At 55.8% G+C, this 22,807-nt stretch carries 19 protein-coding genes and 2 pseudogenes; 13 read left to right on the forward strand and 8 right to left on the reverse strand.

Features of this window, described 5'->3' with window-relative positions; translation table 11 throughout:
• Window positions 1-178 precede the first annotated feature (178 nt).
• Window positions 179-970 carry a crotonase/enoyl-CoA hydratase family protein gene (locus BFP93_RS20700; protein WP_065894706.1) on the reverse strand — a complete coding sequence of 264 codons (792 nt, stop codon included), beginning with the start codon at window positions 968-970 and terminating at the stop codon, window positions 179-181.
• 422 nt (window positions 971-1,392) lie between these two features.
• Between BFP93_RS20700 and BFP93_RS20705 the strand changes: the two genes are divergently transcribed.
• On the forward strand, window positions 1,393-3,066 hold the full coding sequence (locus BFP93_RS20705; protein WP_065885148.1) for a DEAD/DEAH box helicase: 1,674 nt from the start codon (window positions 1,393-1,395) through the stop codon (window positions 3,064-3,066).
• A gap of 107 nt (window positions 3,067-3,173) precedes the next feature.
• On the opposite strand, the gene BFP93_RS20710 is transcribed toward BFP93_RS20705, so the two are convergent.
• The gene (locus tag BFP93_RS20710) at window positions 3,174-3,941 is read right to left on the reverse strand and encodes a DODA-type extradiol aromatic ring-opening family dioxygenase (RefSeq protein WP_065894707.1); all 768 of its coding nucleotides are present in this window, start codon (window positions 3,939-3,941) and stop codon (window positions 3,174-3,176) included.
• A gap of 103 nt (window positions 3,942-4,044) precedes the next feature.
• Here BFP93_RS20710 and BFP93_RS20715 point away from each other — a divergent pair, with 103 nt between their 5' ends.
• Window positions 4,045-4,701, forward strand: a complete 657-nt coding sequence (locus BFP93_RS20715) for a thiopurine S-methyltransferase (protein ID WP_065894709.1) — start codon at window positions 4,045-4,047, stop codon at window positions 4,699-4,701.
• Between the two features lie 56 nt (window positions 4,702-4,757).
• On the opposite strand, the gene htpX is transcribed toward BFP93_RS20715, so the two are convergent.
• Window positions 4,758-5,645 carry a protease HtpX gene (htpX, locus tag BFP93_RS20720; protein WP_065885152.1) on the reverse strand — a complete coding sequence of 296 codons (888 nt, stop codon included), beginning with the start codon at window positions 5,643-5,645 and terminating at the stop codon, window positions 4,758-4,760.
• A 304-nt stretch (window positions 5,646-5,949) separates the two neighbouring features.
• Window positions 5,950-7,161: a pyridoxal phosphate-dependent aminotransferase gene (locus BFP93_RS20725; RefSeq protein WP_065885153.1), complete on the reverse strand. Its 1,212-nt coding sequence runs from the start codon at window positions 7,159-7,161 to the stop codon at window positions 5,950-5,952.
• A 201-nt stretch (window positions 7,162-7,362) separates the two neighbouring features.
• Here BFP93_RS20725 and msrB point away from each other — a divergent pair, with 201 nt between their 5' ends.
• Window positions 7,363-7,755, forward strand: coding sequence for a peptide-methionine (R)-S-oxide reductase MsrB (msrB, locus tag BFP93_RS20730; RefSeq protein ID WP_065894710.1), 393 nt, complete (start codon window positions 7,363-7,365; stop codon window positions 7,753-7,755).
• A 287-nt stretch (window positions 7,756-8,042) separates the two neighbouring features.
• The gene (locus BFP93_RS20735) at window positions 8,043-8,528 is read left to right on the forward strand and encodes a glutathione peroxidase (protein ID WP_065885155.1); all 486 of its coding nucleotides are present in this window, start codon (window positions 8,043-8,045) and stop codon (window positions 8,526-8,528) included.
• A 16-nt stretch (window positions 8,529-8,544) separates the two neighbouring features.
• On the opposite strand, the gene BFP93_RS20740 is transcribed toward BFP93_RS20735, so the two are convergent.
• The gene (locus BFP93_RS20740) at window positions 8,545-10,854 is read right to left on the reverse strand and encodes a hybrid sensor histidine kinase/response regulator (protein ID WP_065894804.1); all 2,310 of its coding nucleotides are present in this window, start codon (window positions 10,852-10,854) and stop codon (window positions 8,545-8,547) included.
• A gap of 161 nt (window positions 10,855-11,015) precedes the next feature.
• On the opposite strand from BFP93_RS20740, the gene BFP93_RS20745 reads away from it, so the two are divergent.
• Both BFP93_RS20745 and BFP93_RS20750 read left to right on the forward strand, forming a co-directional pair.
• Entirely contained in the window at window positions 11,016-11,906 is an 891-nt protein-coding gene (locus tag BFP93_RS20745; RefSeq protein ID WP_065894711.1) for an ATP-binding protein, read from the forward strand.
• On the forward strand, window positions 11,903-12,385 hold the full coding sequence (locus tag BFP93_RS20750) for a GAF domain-containing protein (RefSeq protein ID WP_065894712.1): 483 nt from the start codon (window positions 11,903-11,905) through the stop codon (window positions 12,383-12,385). The genes BFP93_RS20745 and BFP93_RS20750 overlap by 4 nt, the downstream gene beginning before the upstream one ends.
• Before the next feature lie 150 nt (window positions 12,386-12,535).
• Here the strand turns inward: BFP93_RS20750 and BFP93_RS20755 are convergent.
• Window positions 12,536-13,840, reverse strand: a pseudogene (locus tag BFP93_RS20755) (ATP-binding protein); the annotation flags it as partial.
• A gap of 974 nt (window positions 13,841-14,814) precedes the next feature.
• Window positions 14,815-15,111, reverse strand: coding sequence for a helix-turn-helix domain-containing protein (locus tag BFP93_RS20765; protein WP_065894715.1), 297 nt, complete (start codon window positions 15,109-15,111; stop codon window positions 14,815-14,817).
• 284 nt (window positions 15,112-15,395) lie between these two features.
• On the opposite strand from BFP93_RS20765, the gene BFP93_RS20770 reads away from it, so the two are divergent.
• From BFP93_RS20770 to BFP93_RS20780, 3 genes are read left to right on the forward strand one after another with little or no spacing between them, the layout of a single operon-like run.
• Window positions 15,396-15,782, forward strand: coding sequence for a hypothetical protein (locus BFP93_RS20770; RefSeq protein ID WP_065894717.1), 387 nt, complete (start codon window positions 15,396-15,398; stop codon window positions 15,780-15,782).
• A 50-nt stretch (window positions 15,783-15,832) separates the two neighbouring features.
• Entirely contained in the window at window positions 15,833-16,507 is a 675-nt protein-coding gene (locus tag BFP93_RS29390) for a hypothetical protein (protein WP_256095230.1), read from the forward strand.
• The gene (locus BFP93_RS20780; protein ID WP_065894720.1) at window positions 16,500-17,003 is read left to right on the forward strand and encodes a hypothetical protein; all 504 of its coding nucleotides are present in this window, start codon (window positions 16,500-16,502) and stop codon (window positions 17,001-17,003) included. The genes BFP93_RS29390 and BFP93_RS20780 overlap by 8 nt, the downstream gene beginning before the upstream one ends.
• Window positions 17,004-17,127: 124 nt before the next feature.
• Here the strand turns inward: BFP93_RS20780 and BFP93_RS29745 are convergent.
• Window positions 17,128-17,310: pseudogene (locus BFP93_RS29745) on the reverse strand (hypothetical protein); the annotation flags it as partial.
• A gap of 304 nt (window positions 17,311-17,614) precedes the next feature.
• Between BFP93_RS29745 and BFP93_RS20785 the strand changes: the two are divergent.
• The 4 genes from BFP93_RS20785 to BFP93_RS20800 all read left to right on the forward strand — a co-directional run bounded on the left by BFP93_RS20785 (window position 17,615) and on the right by BFP93_RS20800 (window position 22,584).
• Window positions 17,615-19,276: a GmrSD restriction endonuclease domain-containing protein gene (locus BFP93_RS20785; protein WP_256095231.1), complete on the forward strand. Its 1,662-nt coding sequence runs from the start codon at window positions 17,615-17,617 to the stop codon at window positions 19,274-19,276.
• Between the two features lie 772 nt (window positions 19,277-20,048).
• Complete coding sequence (locus tag BFP93_RS20790) at window positions 20,049-20,324, forward strand: hypothetical protein (RefSeq protein ID WP_065894806.1); 276 nt, start codon at window positions 20,049-20,051, stop codon at window positions 20,322-20,324.
• The gene (locus BFP93_RS20795) at window positions 20,324-21,220 is read left to right on the forward strand and encodes a TIR domain-containing protein (protein WP_065894721.1); all 897 of its coding nucleotides are present in this window, start codon (window positions 20,324-20,326) and stop codon (window positions 21,218-21,220) included. The genes BFP93_RS20790 and BFP93_RS20795 overlap by 1 nt, the downstream gene beginning before the upstream one ends.
• Before the next feature lie 215 nt (window positions 21,221-21,435).
• Window positions 21,436-22,584 (forward strand): HNH endonuclease, encoded by a 1,149-nt coding sequence (locus BFP93_RS20800; RefSeq protein WP_065894723.1) that lies wholly within the window; start codon window positions 21,436-21,438, stop codon window positions 22,582-22,584.
• Window positions 22,585-22,807 lie beyond the last annotated feature (223 nt).

Below are 22,807 nucleotides of genomic sequence, written 5' to 3' on the forward strand. Positions count from 1 at the left end.
ATTCAAGCCTGCGTTCGGCCAGCGTGGTTTAACGGGGCGCCTGAGATCAAAAGCAGATCAAGATCAAGGGCGGCTCGCTTCGCATCGTGGTTACCGGCGACTCGCTGCGCATCGTGGTTAGGGTTGGGCGCTGCAGAGTTGTGTAGATGCCTATGGCCCATTAGGCGGTATGGCCAAGTCAAATACCCTTGAACACGCCCGGGCGCTTCTCGATCATCGCCCGCACGCCTTCCTTGGCATCCTCGCTGTTGAGCAATTTATCCACCGTCGGCGGCAATGCGGCCGCCGCTACGGTCTCACCTTCCCTGTGTGCCAGTCGCGCCGACATCAGCGTTGCCTGCACCCCAAGCGGCGCCTGGCGTGCGATGCGATTGGCCAACTCGATGGCGCGCGGCAGCAGGTCTTCGCTGGCCATCACTTCCTGCACCAGGCCCAGGCGCAGGGCTTCATGGGCGTCAAATTCATCGCCGGTCAGCAACCAGCGCATTGCATTGCCCCAGCCGGCGATCTGATGAAAGCGTAATGTCGCGCCGCCGAACGGAAAGATCCCACGCTGCACTTCCATCTGCGCGAAGCGAGTGTTGCTGGCGCAAAGGTTGATATCCGCCGCCAGCATCAGTTCGATGCCGATGGTCAGGCAGTAGCCGTGGACGGCAACGATCACCGGCTTATTGACCCTGGGGCCGGCGAACACGCCCCAGGGATCGCAGCCACCCAGGGGCGGTTGCCAGCCTCCGGCCATTACCCCGCTGACGTTGGCCAGGTCGAGCCCGGCGGTGAAGTGGTCGCCATGGGCAAACACCACGGCAACCCGCGCGTCATCGTTTCGATCAAATTCGCCATAGGCCATGCTCAGTTCGTTGAGCAGATCCAGGTCGAAAGCATTGCGCTTGGCCACCCGGTCCAGTCCCAACAGCAGGACATGACCCTGAAGTTCACGGCTGACGCGGCTGGTGCTGGCTTGATTCATCGGGTGTGCCCTCGGGCGCGGGTAAGGTTTCAGACCAAAGGGACGGTCTGGACAGGTGAACCGTTTAAGCGTGATGACCAACAGGGCCGGGCTTGTGAAAAATAGACCCTGGCGCAGTTATCTGCAAAGGCTGTGTCGCAGCACGGTTTCTCAGTGCTTTTCGATAAAAAAAGCTCCCTTTTTCAGCTATTTCCGGTATAGTGCGCGCCGGCCTTTAACCGGGCCGCGTTTAGGTAGCGCAATTCCCCGAAGTCAGCTTCGGCTGCACGTCCGCACAGCGGACTCTTCCTTGACGAATCTTTTTCATTCATTCGTTTTCGCAAATCCCCGCCGACAAAGCAGCCAGGGCGACTCTTGAGTCTCAACACGGCATGCGCAGCTTTGGAGCATGGGTCTTTGCGGATGCACTTAGAGGCAGACCCATGACCCAGGAAACCGGCGGCTTCGCCGCTTTTAATCTTAACCCGAACATTCTCGCCGCAGTCATCGCGACTGGCTACGAAGAACCTTCGGCTATTCAGCAGCAATCGATCCCGATCATCATGGCCGGCCAGGACATGATTGGCCAGGCGCAAACCGGTACCGGTAAAACCGCCGCGTTCGCCCTGCCTATTCTGCATTGCATCGATCCTGCCAAGCGCGAGCCGCAAGCCCTGATCCTGGCGCCAACCCGTGAGTTGGCGCTGCAAGTAGCAACCGCTTTCGAAACCTACGCCAAGCAAATGCCAGGTGTAACCGTTGTGGCCGTTTACGGCGGCGCGCCCATGGGCCCACAACTGAAAGCCATCCGTAACGGCGCACAGATCGTTGTCGCCACCCCGGGCCGTCTGTGCGACCACCTGCGTCGTGACGAGAAAGTGCTGTCGACCGTGAACCATCTGGTTCTGGACGAAGCCGACGAAATGTTGAAGCTGGGCTTCATGGATGACCTGGAAGTCATCTTCAAGGCACTGCCACCGACCCGTCAGACCGTGCTGTTCTCGGCCACCCTGCCGCAGTCGATCCGTGCCATTGCCGAACGCCACCTGCGCGATCCGCAACACGTGAAGATCCAGACCAAGACCCAGACTGTCACCGCGATCGAACAGGCTCACCTGTTGGTTCACGCTGACCAGAAGACCTCGGCTGTATTGAGCCTGCTGGAAGTCGAAGACTTCGACGCCCTGATCATGTTCGTGCGCACCAAGCAAGCGACCCTGGACCTGGCCAGTGCCCTGGAAGCCAAAGGCTACAAGGCCGCTGCGCTGAACGGTGACATTGCCCAGAACCAGCGTGAGCGCGTGATCGACTCCCTCAAGGATGGCCGCCTGGACATCGTTGTAGCGACCGACGTTGCTGCCCGTGGCCTCGACGTTCCACGTATCACCCACGTGTTCAACGTTGACATGCCTTACGATCCGGAATCCTACGTTCACCGTATCGGCCGTACCGGCCGTGCCGGTCGCGAAGGTCGTGCGCTGCTGCTGGTCACTCCACGTGAGCGCCGCATGCTGCAAGTGATCGAGCGTGTAACCGGCCAGAAAGTTGCCGAAGTCCGTCTGCCGGATGCCCAGGCCGTTCTCGATGCGCGCATCAAGAAACTGACCAACAGCCTGGCGCCACTGGTGGCTGACGCTGAATCGACCCACGGCGACCTGCTGGACCGCCTGACCGCCGATATCGGTTGCACCCCCCGTGCCCTGGCTGCAGCGTTGCTGCGCAAAGCCACCAACGGTCAGGCCCTGACCCTGGCGGCCATTGAGAAAGAACGCCCACTGGTACCGAACAACGCGCCACGCGGTGATCGTCCAGAGCGTACCGGCGACCGTCCAGACCGTGGTGATCGTGAGCGTCGCGCTCCGGTCCCATTGGCCGAAGGCCGTGCCCGTTGCCGTACCGCGCTGGGCGCGCGTGACGGTATCGCGGCCAAGAACCTGCTGGGCGCTATCCTCAACGAGGGTGGCCTGGCACGTGAAGCCATCGGTCGCATCCAGGTGCGTGACAGCTTCTCCCTGGTGGAGCTGCCGGAAGACGGCCTGGAAAAACTGCTGGCCAAGTTGAAAGACACTCGCGTTGCCGGTAAGCAGTTGAAGCTGCGTCGCTACCGCGAAGATTGATCCGCCGTCAGGCTGATTGATCGCACATAAAAAATCCCCGACTGGTTCGGGGATTTTTTTTGCCTGGGATTTATGGCCGGCACTCGATTGTGGTGAGAGGGGCTGCGTCAGCCAAAACGATAGATATCCATTCCAAGCGCGCCCAGTGTGAAGCCCTGGTGCGCCACGCTGAAATCTCCGCCCACCCCCCGCGCGAAGTACAGCGGCAGCAAGTGCTCATCGCTGGGATGGCTGCGCACGGCGTGTGGCGCCTGGCGGCGATAGTCATGCAAGGCTGCGTCGTCATTGGCCGCCAGCTTGTCGACGACCCAGTCGCGAAACTCCAGCGCCCATGGCGTGATGGTTTCAGGCCCTGCGCGCCAATCCAGCTCGCCCAGGTTATGGGTGATGCTGCCAGAACCGATCAGCAGCACACCTCGCTCGCGCAGGCCGGCGAGCGCCCGCCCGACCCGGCTCTGCAGGGCCGGGCCCATGCGGCTGGGCAGCGACACTTGCACCACCGGGATATCCGCCGCCGGGTACATCAGCGACAGGGGCACCCAGGTGCCATGGTCGAAGGGGCGGTGCTCATCGATGTGCGCACCCAGGCCATCGGCATGCAGCAATTCGACGATTTCAGCGGCCAGCCGTGGGTCGCCCGGCGCGGGATACTGCACGGCAAACAGCTCGCGCGGGAACCCCCCAAAGTCATGCCAGGTCTCGGGTGCGCTGGCGCCACTGACCAGCAACTCCTGGCTTTCCCAATGCGCCGATACCACCACAATCGCCTTCGGGCGCGGCAACTCGGCCGCCAGGCGTTGCAACGCCGGGCCGCTCGCGCCGGGTTGCAGGGCGAGCATGGGGGAACCGTGCGAGATAAACAGGCTGGGGAGCATAATAGGAGTCCTGAGCGTTAACATAGGCCCATCTTCAGTCAGATCATCAATCAAAATCTAATATAAGTTTTAGTGCTTTTTGATCGAATTTTCGAGGTGATTTATGCAGCCTGAGTTTTGGCAGGAGCGTTGGGCCCGCAACCAGATTGGCTTTCATTTGCCCGAGGTCAACCCCTATCTGCAGCGGCATTGGCCGCAGTTGGAGCTGGTGGACGGGGCCAAGGTGCTGGTGCCGTTGTGTGGCAAAAGCCTGGATCTGGTATGGCTGGCCAGTCAGGGCTGCCACGTGATGGGGGTGGAACTGTCCGAGCAGGCGGTTGAGGCGTTTTTCAGCGAGCAGGGGCTGGCGCCGCAGATCAGCCGAAGGGGCGACTTCAAGGTGTACCAGGCGGGCTTGATCGAGGTGTGGTGTGGCGATTTCTTCGCGCTCGACGCACAGATAGTCGCTGGTTGCAGCGCCCTGTATGACCGCGCAGCGTTGATCGCGTTGCCGCCGCTGATGCGCGCCCAATACGCCGAGCGCCTCACTGCCTTGCTGGGCCGTGGTTGCCAGGGCCTGCTGGTTACGCTCGATTACGACCAGGTGCAAAAGGCCGGGCCGCCTTTTGCCGTCAGCGATGCTGAAGTGCGCGTATTGCTGGGCGAGCACTGGGCATTGGACAGGCTCGAAGAGCAGGACATTCTCGGCGAAAGCTGGAAGTTTGTTCAGGACGGCGTCACCCGCCTTGACGAGCGGGTTTACCGGTTGACCAGGGCCTGAATCACGCCCGCAAAAAAGGGGCGATTCAATCGCCCCTTTTGTCTTGCCCGATGCTGTCAGCCGCGACGACGCAATGCGTCAATCCGCTCTTCCAGCGGTGGGTGGCTCATGAACATGCGCGCCAGGCCTTGCTTGATGCCACCGTTGATACCAAAGGCGGTCAGGCTGTCCGGCATATGCACCGGCAGGCCTTGTTCGGAGCGCAGGCGCTGCAGTGCGCCGATCATCGCGCTGGTGCCCGCCAGGCGTGCGCCGGCTTCGTCTGCGCGGAACTCACGTTTACGCGAGAACCACATCACGATGGCGCTGGCCAGGAAACCCAGCACCAGCTCGGCGAAGATGGTTGCCACGAAGTAGGCGATACCGCGGCCTTCTTCATTCTTGAAGATCACCTTGTCGACGAAGTTGCCGATGATCCGTGCGAAGAACATCACGAAGGTGTTCACCACGCCCTGTACCAGCGCGAGGGTGACCATGTCGCCATTGGCCACGTGGCCGATCTCGTGGGCCAGCACCGCTTTGACTTCGTCCGGCGAGAAACGCTCCAGCAGGCCCTGGCTGACGGCGACCAGTGCGTCGTTCTTGTTCCAGCCGGTGGCAAAGGCGTTGGCCTCGTAAGCAGGGAAAATCCCCACCTCGGGCATTTTGATGCCTGCTTCTTGAGACAACTGCTCCACGGTTTGCATCAGCCATTGTTCATGGCGAGTGCGTGGTTGAGTGATGATCTGGGTGCTGGTGCTCATTTTCGCCATCCACTTGGAGATGAACAGCGAGAACAGCGAACCGGCAAAACCAAAGACCGCACAGAAAATCAGCAGCTGATTGAGGTTCAGATCAACCCCGTTGGCCGCCATGAACCCATTGAAGCCAAAAAGGCTCAGGGTGACGCTGGCAATCAGTACGACTGCCAGGTTAGTGGCCAAGAACAGCAGGATGCGCATCATGGTTGTAGAATTCTCCTCATGCTTAATATGTCGCTTACTGCGGGGTATATAAGGTGCGGCCTGGGGTGATTCAACCGGGCGACTATTTCAAACTGTGTCCTACAGCGAAAATGTAGCGCGTTGAAGGGATTTTCCCACATCCAATCCCCTGTCGATTAGCCGCCAGGCGTGTCGAACAGCCCGTTAACACTGGGGCAGGGCGGCTGGCGCGGTGCCATCGTCGGCGCCGAGGCCGCCCTTGCCAAAGAAGTGTTGCCAGATAATCGCTGTACGACCAAATGAAGGTCGTACAGCCACATTTTCCTTACTGGCGATAGGACTTGAGGAAGTTGCCGATGCGACCGATGGCCATATCCAGCTCATCCACGCGCGGTAGGGTCACCACGCGGAAGTGGTCCGGCCACGGCCAGTTGAACGCGGTGCCTTGCACTACCAGCAGCTTTTCCGACAGCAGCAGGTCGAGCACGAATTTTTCGTCGTTGAGGATCGGGCAGACTTTCGGGTCAATCCGCGGGAACGCGTACAACGCCCCCATGGGCTTCACGCAGCTGACGCCCGGGATGGCGTTGAGCAGCTCCCAGGTACGGTTGCGCTGCTCCAGCAGGCGCCCCTGGGGCAGGACCAGATCGTTGATGCTCTGGTAGCCGCCGAGGGCGGTCTGGATCGCGTGCTGGCTCGGCACGTTGGCGCACAGGCGCATATTGGCCAGCATGTCGATGCCTTCGATATAGCTCTGGGCGTTGTGCTTGGGCCCGGAAATGGCGATCCAGCCGGAGCGGAAGCCCGCGACGCGGTAGGACTTGGACAAACCGTTGAAGGTCAGGCACAGCAGGTCGGGTGCCAGGGAAGCGGTGCATACGTGGACGGCGTCATCGTAGAGGATCTTGTCGTAGATCTCGTCGGAGAACACCACCAGGTTGTGTTGGCGTGCCAGTTCAAGCATGCCCAGCAGCACTTCCCTGGAATACACGGCACCGGTGGGGTTGTTCGGGTTGATGATCACCAGGGCCTTCGTGTTCGGGGTGATCTTGGCCTTGATATCGGCCAGGTCAGGGAACCAGTCGGCACCTTCGTCGCAGAGGTAATGCACCGGGTGGCCACCGGCCAGGGTCACGGCGGCGGTCCACAATGGGTAGTCCGGCGCGGGCACCAGCACTTCGTCGCCGTTGTTGAGCAGCGCCTGCAGCGACATCACGATCAGCTCGGACACGCCATTGCCCAGGTAGATGTCCTCAATCCCGACACCTTCCACCTGCTTCTGCTGGTAATACTGCATCACCGCCTTGCGCGCGCTGAACAGGCCTTTGGAGTCGCTGTAGCCCTGGGCCGTGGGCAGGTTGCGGATCACGTCCTGGAGGATTTCGTCGGGCGCTTCGAAACCAAAGGGCGCCGGGTTGCCGATGTTCAGCTTGAGGATGCGGTGGCCTTCCTCTTCCAGGCGTTTGGCGTGCTTGAGCACCGGGCCGCGAATGTCGTAGCAGACGTTGGCGAGCTTGTTCGATTTGCTGACCTGCATGGCGATGTGATCCTGAAAATGAACGATCCAGACGGCGTGGGCACTACCGTACTGTGAATCCTGCGCGGCCCGCACCTTAAATACGTTTGAATGCCGGTGGCGCGGGTGCCAGACTGGCGTTTTGAAGAGGCGCAATCATACGTGCCGCCTGATCCACGGAAAAGACACAGATCAGGGTTTTTCAGTTGCCGAGGTGTACCCATGGAAAAGCTGCAGAAAACCGTTGAAGAATGGAAAGCCATGCTCGATCCGGAGCAGTACAACGTGTGCCGTCTCAAAGGCACTGAGCGACCTTTCAGCGGCAAGTACAACGAAACCAAGACCGACGGCGTGTATCACTGCATTTGCTGCAATGAGCCGCTGTTCGATTCCAAGGCCAAGTTCGATTCAGGCTGCGGCTGGCCCAGCTTCTACGAGCCGATTGCCGACAGTGCCATGGTTGAGATTCGCGATGTCAGCCACGGCATGATCCGCACCGAAGTCACCTGCGCCAAATGCGATGCACACCTGGGGCACGTGTTCCCGGACGGCCCGCCGCCGACCGGCCTGCGTTACTGCATCAACTCGGTGTGCCTGGACCTGGTGCCGCGCTGAGAGAACACGTGTTCGGCCACAATGTGGGAATGCCAGTCCGTTAAGCGTACATCGCCCTTTGTAGGAGCGAGCTTGCTCGCGAAAAATGTCGACGATAATGCGTGCTTTCTGAATGAGCGCGGTGACTGTCAGTTTTTCGCGAGCAAGCTCGCTCCTACAAAAAGCCTTTATTGACTGGCATTCACATTGGGGGCTGGTTGATGGGGCGTCATCATTCCCGCTTATTAGTTTGTACACAATTCAATTGCGTACTATCTTTCTGCTTCCCCTTTGCCAGAGTCACTGCCATGAGCGACAACCTGCTGAGCATCCCTTGCACCACCATCAAGGGTGAGCAAAAGACCTTGGCCGATTTTGCCGGCAAGGCCATCCTGGTGGTCAATACCGCCAGCAAATGTGGTTTCACCCCGCAGTACAAGGGCCTGGAACAACTCTGGCAGCAATACAAGGACCAGGGCCTGGTGGTGCTGGGCTTTCCGTGCAATCAGTTCGGCAAGCAGGAGCCGGGCAACGAAGGCGCGATTGCCGAGTTCTGCGAGCTGAACTTCGGCGTCAGTTTCCCTTTGTTCAAAAAGATCGACGTCAACGGCAGCGACGCCCACCCGCTGTTCGTGCAGCTGAAAAAGCAGGCGCCGGGGCTGCTGGGCTCAAAGAATATCAAATGGAATTTCACCAAGTTCCTCATCGGGCGTGATGGCAGGCAGGTCAAGCGTTTTGCACCGACCACCAAGCCTCAGGATCTGAGCCAGGAGATCGAAGCGCTGCTCAAATGACCGATGCCGGCCCCAGTCAGAGGCTTGTCGTCTCAGGCACCCACAGGTCCAGCAGGGCTTTGAGTTCTTCACGGCGAAACGGCTTGGCCAGGTAGTCATTCATCCCCGCCGCACGGCAACGTTCACGCTCTTCGGCGAGGGCGTTGGCGGTCAAGGCAACGATCGGCAGGTCTGGCCAGCGGCCGCTCCGGCGAATCTGCCGGCTCGCTTCGTAGCCGTTCATCACGGGCATGTTGCAGTCCATCAACACCAGATCGAAACGCTGGTCCTCAAGCCACTTGAGGGCTTCGCCACCATGGGCGGCCACAATGACCTCGCAGCCAAGCTTGCCGAGCATGCCCTTGGCCACCAGTTGATTGACCGGGTTGTCCTCCACCAGCAGGATACGCGCGCGATGGCTGAGTGACGTGGCGTCGATGCGGACAGGGTCCGCCATCGGTTGCGTGTCGCTGTGCAAATTACGCTGCAGGATCTGATAGAGCGCGTTACGGCTCAGCGGGCGTGCCTGTTGCTGCAGCGGTGCCAGCGCCGCGACTTCTTCGCCGGGCATGAAATTGCCATAGGCCGTTACTACCAGGATCGGCGCGGTAATGCCCATCCTCAGGCGGAACAGGCACTCCGGGCAATCGGTGATCAACAGGTCGGGATGCTGTCCGCTCAGGTCGTCTTCCATGGAATAACAACGCGGCGCCAACCCCCAGTGGGGCAGCAGCAGGGTGAGCAACTCTCCCAGGCCACTGCTTGGGTTGGTAATGACGATCACGTCGCCCGCCAGTGGTACTTGAGCCACCGCCGGCAAGTGGGTGGGCAGCGGCAGGTCGACGCAGAACTGGCTGCCGAAGCCGACCTCCGAACTGATACTCAAGCGGCCCTGCATGGCATCGCACAGGTTATGGGTCAATGCGAGCCCCAGGCCCGTGCCGCCAAATTGGCGCGTGATACCGGCGCCGGCCTGGGTAAACGGCTGGAAAATCTTCACCTGCGCGTCCTGGGCAATGCCGATGCCGGTATCGCAGACCTCGATGCGTACGCCATCACCGTGTTGGCTCAGGCGCACATCGACGCGGCCGAAGCGGGTGAACTTCAAGGCATTGGACAGCAGGTTACTGACGATTTGCCGTACCCGCGTCGGATCGCCAATCACCTGGGCAGGAAACAGCGGGTCGATCAGGCAGGTCAGTTCCACGCTGGGTGCGGCGTTTTGCGACAGCAGGTTGGCGGTGTCTTCCACCAGTGAGCCCAGGTCGAACGCGATACGCTCAAGCTCCAGTTGACCGGCGTCGAACTTGGACAAGTCGAGGATATCGTTGAGCAACTCCACCAGGACCTTGCCGGAGTCATGGGCGATGGACAGTTGCTGGCGCTGCTCGGCATTGAGCGAGCTGTCCAGCGACAGGGCAATCATGCCCAGCAGGCCATTGAGCGGGGTGCGGATTTCATGGCTCATGTTGGCCAGGAACGCCGCCCGCGCCTGGGCCATTTCCAGCGCGGTCAATCTGGCAGCCTCCAGTTCATCATTGAACTGGCTCAAGCGTTGGTTGCTGGTCTTGAGCTCAAGGGTGCGCGCAGAAACGATGTCCTCAAGCTGACCCAGGTATTCGGTGAGACGATTCTCGGCATGGCGACGCTGCTGAATCTCGGTTTCCATGTTTTCGAACTGCTGGTTGGCAACGTTGACCAGCACACCGATTTCGTCATGCTCATGTCCCGGCGGGCAGTCCAGGCGCGCCTGTCGGCGCGTGCTCAACGCTCGAATAATGCGCACCAGCGGCTGGGTGAGCATGACGTAGAACAAGCCCAGCAGGATCCCGGTCAACAGCAGGCTGCGGATAAAACCGTTGAGCAACGTGACCTCGGCGCGGCGCAGGAAGCGGCTGCCGAACGCGTAGGTGTCTACATCCAGGCGCAACACGCCGAGGGATTCGTCGGGCATGTGGCTGAGGTACAGACGGTCCTCGAATGGACGGTTGGCGCCAAACAGAAAATCGCTGACGGGCCGATAATGGCTTTCCTTGCGCGGCCGGTCGACGTCGGCCAGCACCACGCCGTTGTTGTCGATCAACTGGGCGTGAACAATGGCAGGGGAGTGCAGCAGGCCCAGGGTCAGTTCCTGGGCGAGTTCGGCATCAATGTTATAGGCGATGCGCGAGGCGGGGTTATGGCTGATTTCGATCAGCGAGCGTATTTCGCGGTTGATGGATGCGTCTTCGCTGGCATAATCAATGCCGATTTGGATAAGACTGAGCAAGGTTCCCAAGACGAAACCGACCAGCACAGTCAATCTGGCTTGTTTATAAGACAAGCGGTGGGCGAACTTGATATCCATCGAGTGTTGAACCACTTCACGTTTCCCTTCGCCCGGCAAGCATAGCTGAACATCCACCAATGCTGACTTGCCCGGCATGAATCGAATTTCGCAGCCTTGTGCGGTCTGCCGCTGGGTTGCCAATACGCCATCTTTTACAAGAACTTGCCAGAGGAATAGACGTGGATTCTCGATTGAATGCCTTTCTTGAGCGGGCTGACGCAGTGCTCGCGCGCCTGGAACCCCTCTTACCCGCGCCGCGCCAAGCCATTGACTGGAATCACTGCCTGGCCGCGCGCTGGCAGCGCGAAGGCCGCACAGGCTTCCTGTTGCCGCTGCAAGTGAGCCTGGACATGCGTCTGTCGGACCTGATCGGCGTCGACAAGCAACGCGAAACGCTGGCGCGCAACACCCAGCAGTTTCTTGACGGCTTACCCGCCAACCATGCGCTGCTATGGGGTTCGCGTGGCACCGGCAAGTCCTCCATGGTCCGCGCCTTGCTCGCCCAGCATGCCAAGGCCGGCCTGCGCTTGATCGAAATTGAGCGTGACCACCTGGCCGACCTGCCGCGCGTGGTCGAGCAACTGCTCAAGCTGCCGCAGCGTTTCATTCTGTTCTGCGACGACCTCTCGTTCGAAGCAGGCGAAGGCGACTATCGCGTGCTCAAGAGTGTACTGGATGGTTCCCTGGAGCAGGCGCCGGAAAACGTATTGCTGTACGCCACCTCCAACCGCCGTCACCTGGTGCCGGAGAACCAGAGTGACAACGACAATTGGAAGCGCGTGGATGGCGAACTGCACCCGAGCGAGGCGGTGGAAGACAAGATCGCCCTGTCCGACCGTTTTGGCCTGTGGCTGTCGTTCTATCCATTCACCCAGGAACACTTCCTGGATGTGGTGGAACACTGGATCGGTGAGCTTGCAGGCAAGGCCGGCCTGCAGTGGCAGCGCGATGAACAACTCGACATTCTCGCCGTGCGCTGGGCTACCGGCCGCGGTAACCGTAACGGCCGCTGTGCCTATCAGTTCGCCCGTTACTGGGTGGGTCTCAAATTGCTGGAGCGTCAACCATGATCGATTTGCAACAGACCGGCACCGGTCTGGATGGCTATGCGCTGCTGTGCGCGCAACTGGAATCGCTGCTGGCCGATGAGCGGGATTTCATCGCCAACAGTGCGCAATTCTCCGCGTTCCTGTTCAATCAACTGGACGACCTGAACTGGGCGGGTTTCTACCTCAATCGCAATGATGAGCTGGTGCTTGGCCCATTCCAGGGCCAGATTGCCTGTGTGCGGATCCCTTTCGGTCGTGGTGTGTGCGGCGCCGCCGCCGCGACCCGGCAGACCCAGCGAGTGGAAGACGTGCATGCGTTTGCCGGGCACATTGCCTGTGACAGCGCTTCAAACAGCGAATTGGTGGTGCCGCTGGTCAAGAACGGCCAATTGATTGGCGTCCTTGACCTCGACAGCCCGTCGCTGGCTCGTTTTACCCCCGAGGACCAGTTGGGTATCGAACAGCTGGCGGCTATTTTCCTGCGCTTGACCGATTGCTGAGCGAGCGAGGCGGGGAACGCCAGTCAGTTAAGCGTATACCGCCCTTGTAGGAGGGAGCTTGCTCGCGAAAAATGTCAACGATAACGCGTGCTTCCTGAATGAACGCGGTGCCTGTGAGTTTTTCGCGAGCAAGCTCGCTCCTACACTGACTTATTGGCTGTCCAGTTCATGCAGTTGAACTTGCAGCGCCCGTTCCAGCTCGAGCATGAGCTTTTCCAGGGATTTGATCCCCGCCTCGACCACTCGCCGATCATCGTCGCGGGAACAGGCTTGTTCCAGGGCTTCGCATTGCCCGGCCAGGGCATTGGCTTGGACGATGCGTGCGGCCCCCTTGATCTTGTGGGCTTGTTCGATGATGTCCATGGGCGACGCCTTGCGCTCCAGTAGCGCGGTGAGTGCCTGACGATCATGAACGCTGCTGGTCAGCAGTTCTTCGAGCAACCGTCGGCTCAATTGCGGATCGCCTCCCGTCAGCGCGTCCAGGCACGCCAGGTCCAGGCGCTGGCTCGTGGGCTGCGGTGTGATCTGCGCCAGTTGCCGCTCCAGTATCGTGAGACTGATGGGCTTGAACAGGCAGTCGTCCATGCCCGCTTCCAGGCAGCGTTGTCTTTCTTCCGGCTGGGCATTGGCGGTGAACCCCAGTACCACGCAGGGTGCCAACTGTTCGCGTTGCTCGTACTCACGAATGGAACGGCTTAACTCGTAGCCATTCATGATGGGCATGTTGCAGTCGGCGATCACCAGGTCGAACTGTTCCTGGCGCCAGGCCTGGAACCCGGCGGCACCGTGCTCGGCGGCGGTGAACTGATGGCCCAGGTAGCCCAGTTGCTGGCACATCAGCAGGCGGTTCGCCGGGTGGTCGTCTACCACCAGCACATTGAGTACCGGGGTAGAGGCCGGCTTGGCGGGTGCATGCTCGCCCACGGTCGTCACCGGGTGCAGGCGCGGCATTTTCAGGTTGACGTGCACCTGGGTGCCGACCATGGGCACGCTGCTCAAGCTTAACTGGCCGCCCATCATTGCGCAGAGGCTGCGGCAGATCACCAGGCCCAGGCCGGCGCCACTTCTGGCCAGGTGCCCGGAGTTGTCGGCCTGGGCGAATGGCTCGAACAGGCGCTGCTGGTCTTCCCGGTTGATGCCTATGCCGGTGTCCTCCACCACCAGCTTCAGTTCGACCTGTTCCGGTGTCTGGCTCGGTTGCACCTCAACCTTGATCTTCACCTGCCCATGTTCGGTGAACTTGATGGCGTTGCTCACGAGGTTGGACAGCACTTGCTTGAAGCGCAGCGGGTCGATCAAGACTTCGATGTCGCTCGGATCGGGCTTGAATTCCAATAGCAGGCTGAGGGTTTTCTGGCGGGCAAGCCCATCGAAGACACGCACCACCGACTCAATCACCTCCCGCAGATTGACGCGCTCCGGGGCCAGGCTCAGGCGCCCGGACTCAATACGCGCGTTTTGGCTTTTACTCCAATATCAGGCCGTAATCGTCAGCGGCCATACTACATATCCCTTTATTAAATCTTTTGCCCTTGATCTTCACCGTTTTTCCAAGGTTTTCCCGAAAACTCGCACGGTCGATGGCTATTTTCTTCCACGACCCAACCAGAAATCGTTAGATTATCTACCTGCCGGGGAGTGAGCCTAAGATGAGTTAACGATCCGAGATGAAGTGTTAATGTCAATCATATTTAACAAGCAGTTGGAGCGGCAAAGATTTAGTGACAGACTATACGTAAAATGCATCAACATAAAGTTAATAGTTATGAGCTTGAGTTATATGATGCGTCTAACATAAATATGGCCTGTGAGATTTTGTAGTAATAAATTTGATGTCAGAGATGAGTGCCTAGGAGATATGTTCTTGCTTCGTAATGAGATGGGTGCTGATGACAGGATTCTGAAACGCACTTTTATTCTGGAGCGCATATCTCCAGATGTGGGGGGCTCGTTTTTCGCCTCGTACCAGCTTAACGATCTGCTGGTAATAGCTCATTCAGTCGAGAGTGTGTATGTGATTGTTGAGAACCTACAGATATATACTTACAAGTGTTGTGTGCTGGAGTAGTGCGGCTAGCCTGCCTGCAATTGAACGGTGCCAATCCCCGGAGGGAGATATGTTAACTTCCTAAGTCGAGCGACTTATCATGGCACATGAAAGGACGGTGCGGGAGTGGACTAGCGAGGGACCTCCACGTGCTAGCAGGCGAGCCGTATTTGGATCTACCTCAAATCCGACAGAATCCTTTCTGCAATATTATTATTGCTATATCGATCCAGACGTTTTGGAGCTGCCCCCCCCTCAAGCATCCTAGGAGTCGAAACCAAAATCCCTGCTGAAGGTCTATGCTCGGCGATGTGTGTAACAAGAGAGTCGCCACCTGTCAATTATCGTCAGCGAGATCGTAAATCCCGAGTCCCTCTGCGCCCTAAACCCCGAATGCTTCCAGATCTGTTTTGATCCTGGTCATCATGTCCTCAGGCGTATTCCCCTCGAAATGCAGGTACGTGAGCGTTAGGAGAGTCAAGGGATGCAAGCCCAGCTCGCGGGATATTTCATCCACCTTCCCTATGGTTGGCATCTTCTCACCCCTTTCGAGGGCACTAAGGTACGTACGGCCGCTCACCCGCTGTGCTAGTTCGAGAATGGACAAATTTTGGCGGAGGCGAGCTTCCTTTAGAACGACTCCCAACGCCTTACGTAGCTCTTCGTCTGCCGATTCCATCGTATTTTATGACCGCCCAAAAGCGAGCATAGGGCCAGATATCGAAAAAACTTGCGACACCCTATAGGGTGTTTTACTATTTGAGTTCTTAACTGAAGTGATGTATCTTTCATCCGTCCGGTTAATTTTATTTTCAATTTTGCGTGTTGCGTTCAACTTTTGCACCTCAAATAACGTGTACGCATCCGCCGCAGCGTAGATGCGGGCTTCGCAGGTGCATGATTTCGATTGGTGTTAATTTTATTTAATTCACGTCAATGTCATTATCGTTAGAGGAGATTCGAGTGAAAGAAGAGCTTGAAAGAACCCTATTGTCCAAATTTCCAAAAATCTTCGGTATCAAGGATTCCGATCCTGATGATTTTTTGTGGGGCATTCACTGCGGAGATGGTTGGGCTCCATTGATCTCTGGAATGTGCCGCCAACTTCAGACGCACGTTGATTCGACGGGCATGCCTCAGATTGTTGTCACTGAGATCAAGCACAAGATGGGAATTCTGAGATGCGTATTTAATGGAGCTGACGACTACAGCAAAGGCGTGGTTGATGCGTTGGTCGGTATGTCATTCGTAACATGCGAGACGTGTGGCAACAAGGGCGTTATGGCTCGTAGCTCGGAGGGATGGATCCAAGTGCTGTGCGATCGGTGCCGCGTTGGGAATCCTAGCTGAAAAAGTCTGGTCGTGCATCCATTCACAATTTCAAGAATTGAGGATTCATCGTGTTTCATATTCACTCAAAATTAAATGGTGGTTTATACGACCACATCTCGCATGAGTTGGATGACAATATATTTCATGCCATAGCATGTTATGTCGGCCCGTCGCCTCTAGATTTTCCAGAGCGCCGGATGATGATGACCCCAAGCCTCCTGGTGCTCGATCAGGTGTTGAGTGGGAAGGAGAAAGGCGTATCAATCGACAAGATCCAGATTTTGGCCCCAAGCGATGCTGGCTCTGTGGAAGAAGGGGCTTACCGCTTAGGTCGGGTCACCCGGATAACTCGGTTCAACGCCTCGGCGCAAGGTGTGCCGCGTTATCTGGTTGAGAGCACTGTGGGCAATATTTTGGATGGTGACGTGGATGGGCGTTGGAGCAGCTACAAGCGAACTGTGTTGTTTGATGCTGGCGGCGCCAAGCGGTTTGCTCCAATGGGCCTAGCTGAGGGCGGGGCCGCAGAGATCGGTGGTGTTAAAACTGACATTCTCGTTTTTACCTTAGATCTCTATGCCATTGATGGAGAGAAGACTGCACATTGGTGGCAGCAGACGCATCCGGAATTGGACAACAAAGCGCCCAGCGAGCTAGAGACATTAGCTGAATACCAGAAACTCCTAGTACTTCTTCGAGGGCTCAAGCAAATCGTGCTAAGCAAGGGCGAGACACAGGATGATTGATTACTCAACGCTCATCATGGCTAACCATCCGCACCTTTTGCCTCGACTTCGTCAGCATTTCAGTGAGGAATACACAGTGGATAACGGCCGCACACCCTGGTGGGTGCTGCGCTCCATAGTTTCGTCACCGCGTCTGGCGGATGTGTATGTGAGGGGATTTGATCCCGCAGGTTTTACTGAAGTTGGGGACAGCTTTTTGGAGAAGCACACCATGCTCGCGGACCGACCTCAGCGGACCTATGGAGTTAGCCTTGAGCGCTGGGGACAAATCTCGGCGTCGCTCAATGTTGTGGATATCATCCCGTTCAGAGACAGTGCCATCAGCCGAATCCAGGTTTGGCCATTCGATCCGCTAAGTCTGGCGCCTGAGGCGATGAAGATTGCTGTCGCCGTGTCATATACCGCACTGGAACTGATCAGGGAACCGAGGCTAGTCGGAGCGATCAATCATGTGCTCCATGCATACGACTTCCAAGCCGATCCGCACGAGCGCTAAGGCCACAGCGAGCACTCAGCTAGCAAGTCTTTGAAATCTGATTGTTGTAACTGCTGGCTGAGATGAGCCGCTAGGACCATTCTTGCCCATGCGGCCGAATACATCGAGCGTGGATAGTAGTCAGTTACTGCCATTCAAAGTCTTGGTGGCATGTGCGCTTTGTTGATACGACGATGTATGAGCGACACGACACGATGCTGAGAAGATCTTCGGCGTCTTCCTTAGTCATTTCCCAATGCACGCGAGCATAATGTGCGATGGGATTAGGTAACATTCTGAATGTGCATCTTACGAGGTTTGCGAATCCGCTGTGTTCGCTTTACCCGCTGACTGTCGAACGTGGGTTGACCACCAGGAGCGTCGGATCGCCTCCAAAGACGCGATCCACTAATGTTCCACGGTCGCCCAGTTGCCCGCCAAAAGCTCTGCGCGACAAAACCTTAGCACATCCAAATGAATGCCCCGTCCCTTTAGATCCGCCCGATGATAATGGGTTCGCCGCTGAGCTTCGGGCAGGGTATCAGCGGGCGGATCGCGGTCAGCGTATCTCTCATACCATTCATGATAGCGGTCTGATACTGTCGGCATTTTTAGGCAGGGAGCTTTACGACGTGAATGCAGTGAGTACTTCTCCAGTAACGGTGTTGTTTCAACCAGAAAACCAGAATAAGAAATATGAATCTCTTTTTTTGGAAATTGATACGGGTCAGATTAAGCTTCCAATGTTTCAGAGGGAGTTTGTTTGGGAGAAAGAGCAGTCGGCAAAACTGATTGACTCAATACTTAAAGGCTTTCCTATTGGGACCTTTATATTTTGGAAAACTCGCGAAGAGCTTAGAAGCTATAAAGAGGTAGGGAACCACGTTTTGCCGGACACTCCAAAAGGAGATTATGTCCAATATATACTGGATGGGCAGCAGCGAATAACCTCGCTTTATGCTATTCGAAAGGGGCTTCGGATCAGCAAGGATGGTAAGGAAATAAATTATCAAGATATTTTCATTGACCTATCTGAAAATTTAGAGCGTGAAGAGTCTATAGTCAAAACATCGCGCCTTGAGGGAGAGTCGAACCTCATATCTGTTCACAGGCTTTTGACATGCAAGTTCACTGACCTAATGGACGAGTTTACAAAACCTCAGCTAGAACTGATAGAGTCTTACAAAAACAGCCTTACAAATTATGATTTCCCTACAATAACCATTCGTGATTATCCGATAGAAGTGGCTTGTGAGATTTTCTCCCGAATTAACACCGGAGGAAAAGCACTGACCGTTTTCGAAATAATGGTCGCGAAAACCTATGATGAAAGTAAATCTTTCGATCTGGCAGAGCGTTACCAAATTTTGAGGGATGGTTCTGAAGATGAAAAAACATGTCTCAGGACCGCCAAGTACGAAACACTTCCTCCGTCTTTAATTATGCAGTGCGTAGCGGCTATCACGACACGCGCCGTGCGTGGGCGGGACATTTTAGGGATTAAGCGAGAAAATTTTATCGCGAGCTGGGCACCTATGAGTGCCTCTCTCTTTACAGCAATAGATTTTCTTCGCACAGAAATAAGGGTTCCCGTTTCTCAGCTACTACCCTATCCAGCTTTGCTGATCCCTCTAACTTACTACTTCCACTCCGCCAAAAACCATAAGCCAACAGCTCCACAAGCTAGGCTGCTTGAGCAGTTTTTTTATTGGGTTGGATTAACGGAGCGATACGGGTCGTCTTCCGACTCTGGAATCACTGAAGACTTCAATAAAATGGATATTATATTGGCCGGAAAAACGCCGGACTATCCTCAGTCAGAGCTTCTTGTTGAAAGTCAGGATATAGCGCAGACTTATTTCTCATCTGGCAATTCCTATTGTAAGTCCATACTCTGTTTATTGGCATTTAACCAGCCAAAGTCTTTCGATACAGATGGTGTCGTAATACTTGATAATAGCAATCTCAAAATTGCGAGTAGCCGAAACTATCACCATTTCTTTCCTACCAGATACTTGGCCACTGTCATGCCGGGTAGGGATGCAAATCTGGTGGCCAATATAACATTGATTGACGGTTATTCTAATAAGCATCGCATCAGTAAAAAGGCGCCGAGTGAATATATCTCTGCTTTTTCATTGGAGAATGGAGCCATACAGCATACACTCATAAGCCATTTGATTCATGATGTTGACGGCTATGGCGTGACGTCGGATGACTACGACAGATTTATTGAATGCCGGTCTAATGCTATCGCATCTGCACTAAACGCAAAGCTGCTCGGATCATACTAACAGTAGAGTTTAGTGTCTTTTGTTGCTAGAAGGCCTTGCCGTCTCAGCGAGGCCAAATCTTGGCTATCGACCTTTGTTGTAAATTCTTGCTTGCCCGCAGGTTGAAGGTATCTAATGCTCAGCGGTGCATGCAAAATGGGGAATTAGCGATGCAATCATTATGGAGCAGTACACAATTGCTGGGTGCAAGTGCCATAAGGCATCAGGCACCAGTCTTTAACCGACTCACCACACTTTTCGCAGCACTTAAAGTGTCCGCTGTTAGCCGATAGCTGTAAGTATGAGCCATGTGGGCTTAGGATGAAGGCTCTTTCAGGGTGCTTCTGACGGCGGTTTCGCCAGAGTCGTGCGAATGACAGCTCCTGGCCCAGACTTTGTAAAAACGCTTCGTCAAAATTAAAGTCCGCGCGTCTATGCGAAATCTGAAAAATTTCCGCTACTTAGCTGATCTGGAATTTTCGTAGAAGCGCGTTTTTCAGTCCAACACTGGGCTCCAATTGCGCTGAAAAACCTTTTTACACACCCTCGGCCGATAGCTGACGGTCACAGGACATGAAGCTCGACGGCTCACTTTAACGGTGACCTTGCTCGCGAAGCGGCTCAGCCCAGAGGCAAGCGCAGGAGCCAGGCGCAAAGCCACTCACAACCTCCTCGGCGGCCTCGCTTGCTGTCAATCCACGGCTCCGAATGGGCGGATACCAGTTGCCTGTTGCTGCTTCCAGCTACTCAGGAATTGGTGATATTGTTCTGAGATCACACAGAGGTGGTGGACATGCTCAAAGGACTCGATCAGCTTCAACGGCAACTTAAGGAAGCAGGAGAAGTAATCAAGAATCTGGACGGTGATTTATGCGCGGTAAATTTCGACCCCAGCGATCCTGAAAGCATTGAGCAGGCCATTCAGCAGATTGAGGCTGCTATCGATGAGCGCACAGGACGCTACGCTTCCAACCCGTTCATTGGACCGCTTGCAGCGGAAATGAAAGAACGCTATCGCGCTGAAATTCTAGAGCGTGCCGCCGCTGCAAGACTGGAGACAGACGAGTAATGCACACCGATCTTTTCAAGCAATTGAATAACGCGTTGTTAGATCTCCAAGGTGCGAATCTTCAAACCTTCGAGCGCCCTCTAAAAAAGATCTCGACCCTCCTAAACAATCCTGATCTGGATGCCTTCAATAGCTCACTTAAACGAGGCGTCGATCTGGACGCGTTTTTAGAGGCAAGTGAGCGTACAGCAGGAAGCATGGTTGGTAGTGCTTCTCTTCTCTGGCCCGAAAATCATGAAGACACGTTGGGGCTTACGCTGCTTTTGATTGACAAGATGGCCGCAGATCCTGGGTTTGCTACCAGCTTTGGGCATCATTTCTTCTATGCGGGTAACAAGGTCATCGCAGGCGTTCGCGAATTAACTAAGCAGCTTCTGATCCCTTTCATCAGGGACTACAAGCTCTACGTTGACTCCAATGGAAATGTGAAGCCAAAACTGAAATTGCCCCTATCCAACAAAATATTCATTGTCCATGGTCACGATAACGGGGCGCGCGAGACGGTCGCGCGCTTTCTTGAGCGAATCGGCTTTGAGGCCATCATCCTGCATGAGCAGGCGAATCAAGGTCGTACGGTCATTGAGAAAGTTGAGGCCCACGGAGACGTCAGCTTCGCGGTGGTACTCCTTACTCCAGACGACGAAGGGAGAGTGAAAGGCGGCGAGCTAGAACCTAGGGCACGGCAGAACGTTCTCCTGGAGCTTGGTTACTTCCTCGGGCGGCTTGGGCGAAGCAAAGTCTGTGCACTTAAGCGAGGTAAACTGGAAATTCCAAGTGACTTTGCCGGTGTAGTCTGGGAGCAAATGGACGACGGTGGAGGCTGGAAGCTGTCCATTGGACGGGAGCTAGAGGCGGCGGGACATCTGATTGATTGGAGCAAGTTGTCCCGGGCGTGAGACCTAGGGGAAGTCGTAATTTCTGTACAGTAGGTGACTCGCCAAAGCGGTCCGACACATCGAATTGAACGACTGACTCTTCGTCACGTTGCGAATCAATGAGCAGGTTCACGAGTTCTACTTCGGTGGAGATTTCCAAAGATGGCTGAACCTTGTGTTTTGACCAAATCCATCGGTCGTCTCATGCAGTAAATCAGGTCAAAGGTGAGGGAAACTTGGTAGATCATAAAAAGTGTGCGCTTTGCCCAAACACCTTATCAGCCAAGAATAGGACGAAAGAGCACATCATTCCTAATGCGATTGGAGGCAGAAAAAAGACGACAGGCTTTATCTGCAACGATTGCAACAACTACTTTGGTGAGCGGTGGGATGCTGAGCTTGCCAGGCAACTCAATTGGTTCTCTTTGGCTGTAGGGATCAGCAGAGAACGGGGTGAGCCGCCCAAACAGATCGTACAAACCATCGATGGCGAAAGATACTGGTTGCTCAGTGATGGATCCTTTACACCGGAGAAATCTTCTTATTCGGAAGAGGATCTTGGCGGCGAGACCAGAATAAATTTGACAGCGAAGACCATTGACGAGGCGAAGCAGCGGCTCAAAGGTATTGCTAGAAAGCATCCGAAATTCGATGTTCAGAAGGCTCTCAATGAATTGAATGTAACGACCAACTACCTTGCTTCGCCCCTTCATGTCAACTTGTCTCTAGGTGGGCCCGATGCAGGCAGATCGGTGGTTAAGACGGCCTTTGCCTTTGCATCTGAATGTGGCATCACACATGAGCAGTGTGAAAAAGCGCTTGAGTATCTGCTGAATCCAAATCTCCAGACCTTTCCATTTGGTTTCGCTTACCTGTCCGACCTCCTCGAAGACAGGCCAACGGATAAGATTTTTCATTGCGTTTCGTTGCATGGTGACCCAAAGAATAAGCGTCTGTGGTCCTACATAGAATATTTCGGGATGTTCAGGCTCGTTGTTCTTCTGAGCGACGTATACGACGGCCCCTATAAGAACGAGGTATACGCAATCGATCCTATCAAGGGAGAACGGATTGCCTTGAAGATAACAACGCAAATCAGTGAAGCAGAATTCACAGCACTGATGGTGGGAGAAGGCTTTGATCAGGATAAACACAAGGCAGCTGCGGACTACGCTCTTCCAATCATAATGGATAGGGGTAGGAGCCGAACCTTGGAGCGGACGGTAAAAGAAGGCTTTGAGCATGCCGCAAACCGGCTTGGAATAAAAGATGGGGAGATAGTTCCGAAGGAGAAGGCTGCGGAATTTACCGGGCTGATGATGGAAAAACTTTCTCCGTTCATACAACACTTGGTTCGAAATGGACGTCGGAACGGTCGTTCGTAAGCAGCCCGCTCGTCTGAGGGGACTCTATACCGAATGCAGCAGAAGATATGGGGCGGCTGGTCGATGCCTCCACTGTCACCAATCGGCTCCGTTGCCTGAGTACAACTGAGCCTTCCCCAATGTCAGCTATGGCCGATAACTGCGTGTTGAGTGTCGGGCGGATTTCGGTGTAGACCAGCCGTTCGAGTGTTTTTCCTATGACTCAGGCGGGTGGCATAAACGG

This window comes from Pseudomonas sp. 44 R 15, from assembly GCF_900004965.1.
GTDB classification, from domain to species: Bacteria; Pseudomonadota; Gammaproteobacteria; order Pseudomonadales; family Pseudomonadaceae; genus Aquipseudomonas; species Aquipseudomonas orientalis_A.